Origin of the sequence: Tsukamurella pseudospumae (assembly GCF_001575205.1) — a bacterium.
Taxonomy (GTDB): Bacteria; Actinomycetota; Actinomycetes; order Mycobacteriales; family Mycobacteriaceae; genus Tsukamurella; species Tsukamurella pseudospumae.
The window spans coordinates 287684-299676 of the sequence record NZ_LSRE01000050.1; the positions used below are offsets into that span (position 1 = coordinate 287684).

Below are 11993 nucleotides of genomic sequence, written 5' to 3' on the forward strand. Positions count from 1 at the left end.
ATGAGCGGACTCCTCGCGGCTCTGCCGCTGATCCCCCTCGCCGGAGCGGCGGTGCTGCTGCTCGGCGGGCGCCGTACGAATGCGTGGGGGCACCTGTTCGGGACCGCGATCGCGGCGGCGTCCTTCGTGGTAGCGGTGATCGCCTTCGTGCTGCTGCTCGGCCGCGCGGCCACCGATCGGTCGGTGAGCACCGTGCTCTACCACTGGTTCTCGGGTGGCGACCTGTCGGTGGACCTGGCGCTGCGGCTCGATCAGCTGTCCGTGTGCTTCGCGCTGCTGATCACGGGCGTGGGCACGCTGATCCACGTGTACTCGATCGGCTACATGGCGCACGACGCCGGGCGGCGCCGGTTCTTCGGCTACCTCAACCTGTTCCTCGGCGCGATGCTGGTGCTGGTCCTCGCGGACGGCCTGGTGGTGCTGTACCTCGGCTGGGAGGGCGTGGGCCTGGCCTCGTACCTGCTCATCGGGTTCTGGCAGCACAAGCCCTCGGCGGCCACCGCGGCGCGGAAGGCGTTCATCGTCAACCGCGTCGGCGACATGGGACTGGCGCTGGCCGTCGCCGTCACGCTCATGACCTTCGGCACCACCACCTTCGGCGAGTTCCTGCCCCGCGCCGGCGAGGCGGGCGAGGGCACGATCACGTGGCTGGGCCTGCTGCTCCTCCTCGCGGCGTGCGCGAAGTCGGCGCAGGTACCCCTGCAGAGCTGGCTGGGCGACGCGATGGAGGGCCCCACTCCCGTGTCCGCCCTCATCCACGCCGCCACGATGGTCACGGCCGGTGTCTACCTCATCGTGCGCTGCGGACCGGTCTTCGAAGCGGCTCCGGTGGCGCAGGGCTTCGTCCTCGCGGTCGGCGCGATCACGCTGCTGTTCGGCGCGATCATCGGCTGCGCGAAGGACGACGTCAAGAAGGCCCTGGCCGCGTCCACGATGAGCCAGATCGGCTACATGGTGCTGGCCGCGGGACTCGGCCCCGCCGGATACGCCCTGGCGATCGCGCACCTGCTGGCGCACGGCTGCTTCAAGGCGGGACTCTTCCTCGGCGCCGGATCGGTCATGCACGGCATGGACGACGAGACCGACATGCGCCGGTACGGCGGGCTGGGCCGGCTCATGCCGGTCACCGCGGTCACCTTCGGCCTCGGCTACCTCGCGATCATCGGCGTTCCACCGCTGTCCGGCTTCTACACCAAGGACGGGATCATCGAGGCGGCGCTCGGCCGCGGCGGGTTCTGGGGAATCGTGCTGGGCGGCATCGCGATCCTCGGCGCGGGGATCACCGGCTTCTACATGACGAGGGTGATGGTGCTGACCTTCTTCGGATCGCCCCGCTGGCACGAGGGCACCCACCCGCACGAGTCGCCGAGCGTGATGACCGCGCCGATGGTCGTGCTGGCCCTCGGGAGCATCGGTGCCGGTGCCTTCCTGGTGATCGGCAGCAGGATCACCGACTTCCTTGCGCCCGCCGTCGGTTCCGCTCCCGAGGCGCACCACGCGATCCCCGCGTGGGCGGTCACCGCGCTCGTCCTCGGCTCCGTCGCGATCGGCGTGGCCGTCGCGGTCCGGGCGACGCGCACGGTGCCGGTCGAGGCACCGTCGGACGTGAGCGCCGTGACCCGGGCCGCCCGGCAGGACCTGTACGGCGACACGGTCAACGAGACCCTGTTCATGCGGCCCGGGCAGGCGGCGACGGCGGCGCTGGTCACGGTGGAGCGCAAGGGGATCGACGGTGCGGTGGACGCGATCCCCGCGGGCGTGCACGTGGGTTCGCTACTGCTGCGCCGCTCGCAGACCGGGTACGCCCGCAGCTACGCGCTGACCATGCTGGCCGGGACGGCGGTGCTCATCGGCGCCGCGGCGGTGTGGCTCTCATGAGCGCGCCGTGGCTGACGCTGCTGTGGGCGGCGCCGGCGGTCGGCGCGATCGCCGCGGCGGCCGTGCCCCGTGCGGCGCGGTGGATCGGGTTGGCGGCGTCCCTGCTCGCGCTGGCGATCGGCATCGGACTGGCCTGCGCCTTCGATCCCGCGGGCGGCTTCCAGTTCGTCGAATCACACTCGTGGATACCGTCCTTCGGCGCGGGCTACCGGCTGGGGCTCGACGGCACCGGGCTGGTCCTCGTCCTGCTCACGGCGGCGCTGCTGCCGATCCTGCTGCTGGCCGCGTGGAAGGAGACCGACCCCGGGAGTTCCAGGGCGGGAACCTATGTCGCGCTGACGCTCGCGGTCGAGGCGATGGTGCTGGTCAGCTTCGTCACCACCGACGTGCTGCTGTTCTACCTGCTGTTCGAGGCCATGCTGATCCCGCTGTACTTCCTCCTCGCCGGATTCGGTGGTACCGGAAGCGATCCGACGGTCCGGGCGCACGCCGCCGTGAAGTTCCTGCTGTACAACCTCGCCGGCGGGCTGATCATGCTGGCCGCGGTGGTCGGCCTGTACGCCGCGTCCGGCACCTTCGACCTGCGCGCCTTGATCGACGGTGCCCGACCCGGCCCCGGCATCGGCCAGGACCTGATGTTCCTGGCCTTCCTGTTCGCCTTCGCCGTGAAGGCGCCCCTGTGGCCGCTGCACACCTGGCTGCCCGGCGCCGCGGTGCAGACCAATCCGCCGACGGCCGTACTGATGATGGCGATCGTCGACAAGGTGGGCACCTTTGCGATGCTGCGCTACTGCCTGACCCTGTTCCCCGACGCCGCCGCCCGGTTCGCGCCGTGGATCGCCGCCCTGGCCGTGGTGGGCATCGTCTACGGCGCGATCCTGGCGATCGGCCAGAGCGATGTGATGTCGCTCATCGCGTACACCTCGATCAGCCACTTCGGCTTCATCATCCTGGGCGTCTTCGCCCGCACCGGCGACTCCCAGGCGGGCTCCGTGCTCTACATGGTCAACCACGGCGTGGCCACCGCCGCGCTGTTCCTCACCGCCGGGATCCTGGTCGCGCGGCGCGGCAGCCGCGAGATCGCCGACTTCGGCGGCGTGTGGTCGCGCGCCCCGAAACTGGGCGCGGTGTTCCTCATCGCCGGCCTGGCGACGCTCTCGCTCCCCGGCCTCGGCCCGTTCGTCTCCGAACTCCTCGTGGTGGTGGGGACCTATCCGCGGTGGGCGATCGCCGCGATCGTGTCCGTGATCGCGCTGGTGCTGTCCGCGATGTACGTCCTGTGGACCTACCAGCGCATGTTCACCGGCCCGGCCCCTGAAGCCGTGACGCGGACCGTCGACGATGCCCGGCCGCGCGAGCTGATCGTGCTGGTCCCACTCGTGGTCGCGCTGTTCGCGCTGGGCCTGTTCCCCGCCCCGGCGCTGGACGCGATCAACCCGTCCGTCTCGCCCACGGTCGCGGAGGTCGCGCGATGAACCCGTCCGTCGAGTACGCGGAGATCGCGCCCGCGCTGATCGTGTTCGGTGCGGCGATCCTCGGCGTGCTCGTGGAGGCCTTCGCGCCGGCCGGGCTCCGCGCGAAGATGCACGCGGTGCTCGGTGGGGGCGCAGTGTTCGCCGCCCTGATCGCCGTCGCGCTGCTCGCCGACGCCGGGGCGCGGCCCCGCGCGGTCCTCGCCGGTTCCGTCGCGGACGACGGGCTCTCCCTCGCCCTGCAGGGACTACTGCTGGTGTCGACGCTGCCCGCCCTGGCGCTGATGGTCGGACGGTACGACTCGCTGACGCACACAGAGGCGGTGCCGCTCACCCTCTTCGCGCTCGGCGGCATGCTCGCCTTCGTCTCCGCTCAGGACCTGCTGACGCTGTTCGTCGCGCTCGAGGTCTTCTCGCTACCGCTGTACCTGCTGTGCGCGCTCGCTAAACGGCGCGGGCTGCTCCCGCTCGAGGCGGCGCTGAAGTACTTCCTGCTGGGCGCGTTCAGCTCGGCGATCCTGCTGTTCGGCGTCGCGCTGCGGTTCGCCGCCACGGGTTCGACCTCGCTCGCGGCGGTGCCGCAGGACGCCGTCCTCGGAACCCTCGGCGCGGCGCTGATCGGCGTCGGGCTGCTGTTCAAGGTGGGCGCGGTCCCGTTCCACTCGTGGGTGCCCGATGTCTACCAGGGCGCCCCCACACCGGTGACCGCCTTCATGGCGGCGGCGACCAAGATCGCCGCGTTCGGCGTGATTCTGCGGCTCACCCCGATCGCCTTCCGCGACGTGCCCTGGCGCCCGGTGATCGCGGTGGTCGCAGTGGTCACCGTGATCGTGGGCTCGGTCATCGCCGTCACCCAGTCGGACGTCAAGCGACTCCTGGCGTACTCGGCCATCGCGCACACGGGCTTCCTCCTCATCGGCGTGTACGCGGGGACGGTCCGCGGCACCGGCGCGGTGTGCTTCTACCTGGCGGTGTACGGCCTGAGCACCGTCGGCGCGTTCGCGGTAGCCGGCGCGGTCCGCGAGAGCAGGCCGGACGGCGGCACCGTCGAGGTGGGCGATCTGGACCGGTGGGCCGGGCTGGGCCGCACCCGCCCGTGGCTGGCGGGCGCGATGGCCCTGTTCCTGCTGTCCTTCGCCGGCATCCCGCTGACCGGCGGGTTCGCCGGCAAGTTCGCCGTGTTCACCGCGGCGGCGCAGCGCGGCGGCGGGTGGCTCGTGGTGGTGGGCGTGCTGGCGAGCGCGCTGGCCGCCGTGTTCTACATCCGAGTGCTCATGACCATGTACTTCGCGCCCCCGCACGAGTTCGCGCCGGACGTGCCCCGAGTGGACCCGATGACCGGTTTCGCGATCGCGCTCGGCATCGTGGCGGTGGTCGCGCTGGGCCTGTTCCCCCAGCCGCTGCTGGACCTGTTCGCCGACATCACGGTGTTCTCGGGCCGGTAAGTAGAATCGTCACCCATGAGTGACAAGCCGCTTCCGTTCAGCAACGGCCTCAACCTGAAGGCCATGGGTGCAGTCCTGCTGCTGGTGCTGGCGGTGCTGATCTGGCGCCTGTCCGACGCGCAGAACACGACGCAGCGGGTGCTGTACGGGGTCGCGATCGTCTTCGAGCTGCTCTTCTTCGTGGGCCTGCTGTTCGCCAGCCGCTACATCAAGCGCCAGCACGACAAGGCGGAGGCGGCCTACCGGGCGCAGGTCGCGACGCAGGCGAAGCGTTCGGAGGCCGACGGTGCGGCACCGTCGGGCCCGGACACCGGTGCCGGGGCACCCGACGCGGACACACCGTGACCTCGACCGCCAAGCCCCGCAAGCGGATGACCGCGGCGGAACGCCGCAATCAGCTCGTCGACACCGCGCGGTCGGTGTTCGCCGACCGCGGGTACGCGGCCGCGACGATCGAGGAGGTCGCGGCGAAGGCGGGGGTCTCGAAGCCGGTGGTCTACGAGCACTTCGGCGGCAAGGAGGGCCTCTACGCCGTGGTCGTGGACCGCGAGATGGAGATGGTGCTCGAGGTGTTCTCCAGGGCGCTGCTCGAGGACCGCTCCAAGACGCGGATCGAGCAGATCACCCTCGCGCTGCTCACCTACGTCGAGGAGCGCTCCGACGGTTTCCGCATCCTCACCCGCAACAGCTCCGTCGAGCACACCGGCGGCTATTCGACGCTGCTCAACGACCTGGTCGGCCAGGTGGAGATCCACCTCGAGAGCGAGTTCGAGAACAAGAACCTCGACCCCGAGCTCGCGCCGCTGTACGCGCAGGCCCTGGTCGGGATGGTCGCGATGACGGCTCAGTGGTGGCTGGAGGTGCGCAATCCGCCCAAGGAGGCGGTGGCGGCCCACATCGTGAACCTGTCCTGGTACGGGCTCATCGGCCTCAAGGAGAACCCCGTCGCCATCGAGCCCAGCCAGCGGAGCGAGCCCGAGGCCTAGAAGAACCGGACCTGCCGGACGGGGCGGGGCGACGGTGACGTCACCCCGCCTCCGCCTGGCCGACTACCGGGGTCCCGTCCCGATCGGCGCACCGACCAGCGAGGCGAGGATCGTGCCGATCGCCTGCCCGAAGGTGCCGATCGCCGCGGGCTCGAGGCCACTGCTGAAGACATTGCGGATGTCGCAGCCCGACGGTGCCGGCCCGGTCGAGTTCATCCGGTCCTTGAGCCAATTGAAGGCGCCGCCCGCGCCGGTCACCACGACGGTGCCATGGGTCGTCATGAGCTGCTTGACCGGGTTCGGCGGGAACTCCTCCCGGCGGTAGGTCACCGAGGCACCGCCCTTGCAGTAGGAGTTCACCAGCTTGTCGGTCCCGGTGATCGGCGCGACCTCCTCGGTGATGCCGTTGTAGACGTAGGCCGGCACCGTCGGGACGCGGCCGCTGACACCACGCTCACGAATGGTCTTGGCGATGATGGGGATCCGCAACACCTCGTCCACCGGCTTGGTCAGCATCCGGTTGTAGTCGAACCACAGGTTCGCGACCACGTTCTGCGGCATGCAGTGGCTGCGGGTCGCATTGACCCGCGCCCGGCCCTCCGGCGTGAGCACCTTGTCCAGCGCCGCCCGGAACTCCTCGGAGTCCTTACCGAGCGAGGAGAGGGCGAGCGGGATCAGGCCCGCGAGCAACGACGTGTTCACCGACCGCAGCGAGGCCTCCAGGTCGCGCTCCGGCGCACCGAAGGCCGCACCGCGGATGTTGAGCTCCGGCGCGTAGGTCGGCTGCTCCTCGATGGTCCAGCTGCTGGCGATCGCGCCGCCCGAGTAGCCCCACAGTGTGACGGGCGTCTTGGCGTTCATGCCGAGGCGAGTGAAGTTCTCGACGGCGCGGATGCCGTCGAGGACCGCCCACCCGGGCTGACGGGGCGTGAGGAACCTGTTGTCACCGCCGCCGTGATCGGGCATCGACACCGCCCAGCCCTCCTGCAGGCCGAGATTCGCGAACAGCAGCTCGGCGGCGGGCATGCCGAAGGTGAGCGGCCCCTCCTTCGCCGCGAGGTCGACCGGACCGCCCTTGGTCGCGGCGTACGACGACTGGCAGATCCGCAGGGTCGAGTCGGCGGCCGCCTGGTAGGACAGCAGCTTGGTCGGCTTCTTCCCTCGCGGCACCATCACCGTGGTCACCGTCATGTCCGGCGCACCGTCCATGCCCGTGGTCCGGTAGGCGAGCTGCCAGGCGTCCACGTTGACCGGCATGACCTGCAGCGACCGGATCGACGTGGTGCGAGTCCGCACGATCTCGCCCGGCTTCATCGATGCCAGGTCGGCCGGTCGGTCGTAGAAGGAGTCCGCGGGCGGGGCGGGCTCGACGATGGCCGGGACCGCCTGGGCGGCGGGGGTCGCGACGAAGCCGGTCGCGACCACGACGATCGCGCTGATCAGCGCCGCGATACTTCGCACACCCATCCGGAACGCTGATGTTTCATTCTCCATACTCAGGGAACTTAAAGGTGACCCACATCACCTGTCAAGGCCCGGGTCGAGATGTCGGACCCCGCCCATAGACTGGTCGGGTGTCCAACGCCGCCCCCACGCACGTTCCAGCCCTCTCCGGACTGACCAGGGCGGTCGCCGCCGATCCCGACATCGCCGCCTTCGCCGCCGCCGCGGGCCGGCGGAACCTCACCGTCACCGCGGTCGACGGTGCGCGGCCCTTCCTCGTCTCCGCCCTCGCCGACCGCTCACCCGTCCTCGTCGTCACCGCCACCGGGCGCGAGGCGGACGACCTGACGTCCGAGCTCCGCGAGATGCTGGGCGACGGTGCCGTGGCCCAGTTCCCCAGCTGGGAGACGCTCCCGCACGAGCGGCTCTCCCCCGGCGCAGACACCGTCGGGCGGCGGCTGCAGGTGCTGCGCCGCCTGGCGCATCCCGACGACGCGCAGTACGGCGAGCCGCTGCGCGCCGTCGTGGCGACGGTCCGCTCGCTGGTGCAGCCGATGGCGCCGGGGCTGGGCGACGCACCTTCGATCACGTTGCGGGAGGGCGTCGAGCACGACTTCGACGAGCTCATCGAGACATTGGTCGAGCTGGCGTACACGCGGGTCGACATGGTGGGCAAGCGCGGCGAGTTCGCCGTGCGCGGCGGCATCCTGGACGTCTTTCCCACGACCACCGATCTGCCCGTGCGCGTGGAGTTCTGGGGCGACGAGATCACCGACCTGCGCGCCTTCTCCGTGGCGGATCAGCGTTCGCAGCCCGAGGTCGAGGTCGGCACCGTGCACGTCTACCCGTGCCGCGAGCTGCTGCTCACCGCCGCGGTCCGCGACCGGGCGGCGGAGCTCAAGGCGGAGCACGCCGCCGACGCGGCGCTCGTGGAGATGCTCGAGAAACTCTCCCAGGGCATCCCCGTCGAGGGCATGGAGGCACTGATCCCCGCACTCGTCCCCGGGGAGTTGCAACTGCTCACCGACGTGCTGCCCGCGGCCGCGCACGCCCTGCTGCTCGATCCGGAGAAGATCCGCACCCGCGCAGCGGATCTCGGCCGCACCGGGCAGGAGTTCCTGGAGGCGTCCTGGACCGCGGCCGCGCTCGGCTCGGCCGCGCCGCTCGACCCGAGCGGAATGAACCTGGGCGCCAGCGCCTACCGCGACCTCGACGAGGTGCGGAAGTCGGCCGCCGCACGGGGTGTGCCCTGGTGGACGGTTTCCCCGCTGGCCTCCGGCCCCGAGGCCGACGACGACCACCTGATCATCCGCGCCGAACACGCGCCCGCGCCACGGGGATCCGAGGCGGAGGCGGAGAAGCTGTTCGCCACGCTGCGTGCGCACGCCGCGTCCGGCGGCACCGGCGTCATCGTCGTGGCGGGCCAGGGCACCCGCGCCCGCATCCTGGAGCGGCTGCGCGACGCCGAGGTCCCCGCCGCCGAGCTCGACGCGGGCGCCGCCCCGAAGGCGGGCACCGTCGGCGTCCTGCGCGGCAGCCTGCAGACGGGCCTGACCGTCCCGTCGGAGAAGCTCGTCCTGCTCGCCGAGCCCGACCTCACGGGTAACCGGGTGGCGGGCGTCGGCGACGGCCGGCGGCTGCCTGCCAAGCGCCGCAACCAGGTCGACCCGCTGGCCCTCACGGCGGGCGACCTCGTGGTGCACGACGAGCACGGCATCGGCAAGTTCGTCGAGATGATCGAGCGCACCGTCGCGGGCGCGCGGCGCGAGTACCTCGTCATCGAGTACGCGCCCGGCAAGCGCGGCCAGCCGGGCGACAAGCTCTTCGTGCCGATGGAGTCGCTCGACCAGCTCTCGCGGTATGTCGGCGGCGAGATGCCCGCCCTGTCGAAGATGGGCGGCAGCGACTGGCAGAACACCAAGCGCAAGGCGCGCAAGGCCGTCCGTGAAATCGCCGGCGAGCTGGTGCAGCTGTACGCCGCCCGCAACGCCGCGCCCGGCCACGCCTTCGCCCCGGACACGCCGTGGCAGCGCGAGATGGAGGACGCCTTCCCGTTCACCGAGACCGTCGACCAGATGACCGTGATCGGCGACGTCAAGGGCGACATGGAGAAGGCGGTCCCGATGGACCGCGTGGTCATCGGCGACGTCGGCTACGGCAAGACCGAGATCGCCGTGCGCGCCGCCTTCAAGGCCGTCCAGGACGGCAAGCAGGTCGCGGTTCTGGTGCCGACCACCCTTCTCGCACAACAGCACCTGAAGACCTTCGAGGAGCGGATGCAGGGCTTCCCCGTCACCGTGAAGGGTCTGTCCCGGTTCACCGACAAGCTCGAGACCCGGCAGGTCCTCGAGGGCCTGGCCGACGGCAGCGTCGACGTGGTGGTCGGCACGCACCGACTGTTGCAGACGGGCGTGCGGTGGAAGGACCTGGGGCTCGTGGTGGTCGACGAGGAACAGCGCTTCGGCGTCGAGCACAAGGAGCACATCAAGGCGCTGCGTACCAACGTCGACGTGCTCACCATGAGCGCCACGCCGATCCCCCGCACACTGGAGATGAGCATGGCCGGCATCCGCGAGATGTCGACGATCCTCACCCCGCCGGAGGAGCGCCATCCGGTGCTGACCTACGTGGGCGCGTACGACGACAAGCAGGTGGCCGCGGCGATCCGGCGCGAGTTGCTGCGCGACGGCCAGGTGTTCTACGTGCACAACCGGGTCAGCTCGATCGACCGCGCCGCCAAACACATCCGCGACATGGTCCCCGAGGCGCGCGTCGTGGTCGCGCACGGCCAGATGGGCGAGGAGGCCCTCGAGAGCACCGTGCAGGGCTTCTGGAACCGCGAGTTCGACGTACTCGTGTGCACCACGATCGTCGAGACGGGCCTGGACATCTCGAACGCGAACACGCTCATCGTCGAGCGGGCGGAGAACCTGGGCCTGTCCCAGCTGCATCAGCTCCGTGGGCGCGTGGGCCGCTCCCGCGAGCGCGGCTACGCCTACTTCCTCTACCCCTCGGAGAAGCCGCTCACCGAGACCGCGTACGACCGCCTTGCGACCATCGCCCAGAACAACGACCTCGGTGCGGGCATGGCCGTGGCGATGAAGGACCTCGAGATCCGCGGCGCCGGCAACGTGTTGGGTGCGGAGCAGTCGGGCCACGTGGCCGGGGTCGGGTTCGACCTGTACGTGCGGCTCGTCGGCGAGGCGGTGGAGGCCTACCGCGCCGCGGCGGACGGCAAGCCCATCGTCATCGAGGAGGAGCAGAAGGAGGTGCGCATCGACCTCCCGGTGGACGCGCACATCCCGCCCGACTACGTCACCAGCGACCGATTGCGCTTGGAGGCGTATCGCAAACTGGCTGCGGCGCACGACGATGCGGCCGTCGCCGAGGTGCTCACCGAGCTCACTGACCGCTACGGTCCGCCGCCCGTCGAAGTGGAACGACTGGCCGCGATCGCACGCCTGCGATCGCTGGCGCGTGCCGCCGGCGTCACCGAGATCATCGTGACCGGCACCAACCTGCGCGTCTCCCCGATGGAGCTGCTCGATTCGCAGCAGATGCGTCTCAAGCGGCTCTACCCCGGCGGGTCCTACCGCGCCGCGACGCGCACCGTCACCTTCCCGCTGCCGCGCGTCGGCGGTGGCGGCGTGGGCAGCGATCGGGTGCGCGACATCGAGGTCCTCCAGGCCGTCGCCGACTTCCTCGCCGCGATGGCGGGCAAGGGAGCCGGCTATTGGCGGCTCGACCAGCCGCCGCGCGTCGAGGCGACGTCCGGGGCGCCGGCGTGACCGGCGGGGGCGGCACCGTCGTCCTGGTGAACCCCGCGGTGCCCACCCTGCTGCCCGTGGCGGCCCTGAGGCACCTGGGCGGACCCGTGCACTACACGGAGGAATTGCCCGTGGGGCTCGTGTGGCATTTGCCCGCGGGGCGCCCGGTCCTCGGCGCGGACGTTCCGCCGGGGGCCACGATGCTCACCTCCGACGCCGGGCACCCGGCCGCGATCGCGCTCCGCGAGGCGGGCGCCGACGTGATCGCGGCGCCCGCGCCCGCCGGGCTCGCCGTGCTCGACACCGTCGCGCTGATCGATCGGCTGCGGCGCGAGGGGCCCTGGGAGTCCGAGCAGACCCATTCCAGTCTGTTGCGCTACCTCGTGGAGGAGACCTACGAGGTCGCCGATGCCGTCGCCGCGCTCGACGATCCCGAGACCGACGAGGAGGCCGGGTCGCGGGCGGCGGCGGAGCTGCGCAGCGAGCTCGGCGACCTGCTGTTGCAGGTCGTCTTCCACGCCCGGATCGCCGAAGAAGGTGCGCATCCGTTCGGCATCGACGACGTTGCCCGCACCCTGGCCGCCAAGGTGCGCAGGCGCACGCCGCACCTCGCCGACGGTGCCGCGGTCGACGTCGCGACGCAGGCCGAGAACTGGGAGCGCCAGAAGCGTCTGGAGCGCGGCGAGCGGGACTCCGTTCTGGACTCGATCTCGCTGAGCCAGCCCGCGTTGGCCCTGGTCGCGAAGGTCTTCGAGCGGCTGCGCACCGTCGAATTCCCCGCCGAGCTGGTCCCCGAGGATGTGCGCACGGTCACCGTCGACCCCGAGCAGCAGGACGCGGCTTTCGAACTGGACTACCGTCGGCGCGTGCTCGCGTTCATGGACCGGGTGCGCGCAGCCGAGACTGTGATGGCCGCGGGCGGGGTAGAATCATGGGTCGCCGCCTGGGACGACGATCACGTCGGGAACCCCGAGGCGCGAACCGGACGTTGACCTCGCGTTC

8 protein-coding genes are annotated in these 11993 nt (G+C 71.0%); 7 read left to right on the plus strand and 1 reads right to left on the minus strand.

The window, feature by feature from the left end:
• Genes nuoL through AXK61_RS22305 form a run of 5 tightly spaced genes read left to right on the plus strand, consistent with a single transcriptional unit; the run spans window position 1 to window position 5781 of the window.
• Window positions 1–1878 (plus strand): NADH-quinone oxidoreductase subunit L, encoded by a 1878-nt coding sequence (nuoL, locus tag AXK61_RS22285; protein WP_068574939.1) that lies wholly within the window; start codon window positions 1–3, stop codon window positions 1876–1878.
• Entirely contained in the window at window positions 1875–3353 is a 1479-nt protein-coding gene (locus AXK61_RS22290) for an NADH-quinone oxidoreductase subunit M (RefSeq protein ID WP_068574938.1), read from the plus strand. The genes nuoL and AXK61_RS22290 overlap by 4 nt, the downstream gene beginning before the upstream one ends.
• Window positions 3350–4795 carry an NADH-quinone oxidoreductase subunit NuoN gene (nuoN, locus tag AXK61_RS22295; protein ID WP_068574937.1) on the plus strand — a complete coding sequence of 482 codons (1446 nt, stop codon included), beginning with the start codon at window positions 3350–3352 and terminating at the stop codon, window positions 4793–4795. The genes AXK61_RS22290 and nuoN overlap by 4 nt, the downstream gene beginning before the upstream one ends.
• Before the next feature lie 15 nt (window positions 4796–4810).
• A complete protein-coding gene (locus AXK61_RS22300) occupies window positions 4811–5140 on the plus strand; it encodes a hypothetical protein (RefSeq protein WP_068574936.1) in 330 nt (109 codons plus the stop codon).
• A 26-nt stretch (window positions 5141–5166) separates the two neighbouring features.
• Window positions 5167–5781 (plus strand): TetR/AcrR family transcriptional regulator, encoded by a 615-nt coding sequence (locus AXK61_RS22305; RefSeq protein WP_068575320.1) that lies wholly within the window; start codon window positions 5167–5169, stop codon window positions 5779–5781.
• 63 nt (window positions 5782–5844) lie between these two features.
• Here the strand turns inward: AXK61_RS22305 and AXK61_RS22310 are convergent, their stop codons facing one another.
• Complete coding sequence (locus AXK61_RS22310; RefSeq protein ID WP_068574935.1) at window positions 5845–7248, minus strand: lipase family protein; 1404 nt, start codon at window positions 7246–7248, stop codon at window positions 5845–5847.
• A 179-nt stretch (window positions 7249–7427) separates the two neighbouring features.
• Between AXK61_RS22310 and mfd the strand changes: the two genes are divergently transcribed.
• Together mfd and AXK61_RS22320 are read left to right on the plus strand one after the other, a co-directional pair.
• Window positions 7428–11012 carry a transcription-repair coupling factor gene (gene mfd / locus AXK61_RS22315; RefSeq protein ID WP_231855654.1) on the plus strand — a complete coding sequence of 1195 codons (3585 nt, stop codon included), beginning with the start codon at window positions 7428–7430 and terminating at the stop codon, window positions 11010–11012.
• A complete protein-coding gene (locus tag AXK61_RS22320) occupies window positions 11009–11983 on the plus strand; it encodes a nucleoside triphosphate pyrophosphohydrolase (RefSeq protein ID WP_068747029.1) in 975 nt (324 codons plus the stop codon). Before mfd ends, AXK61_RS22320 begins: the two co-directional genes overlap by 4 nt.
• The last annotated feature ends 10 nt before the right edge of the window (window positions 11984–11993 follow it).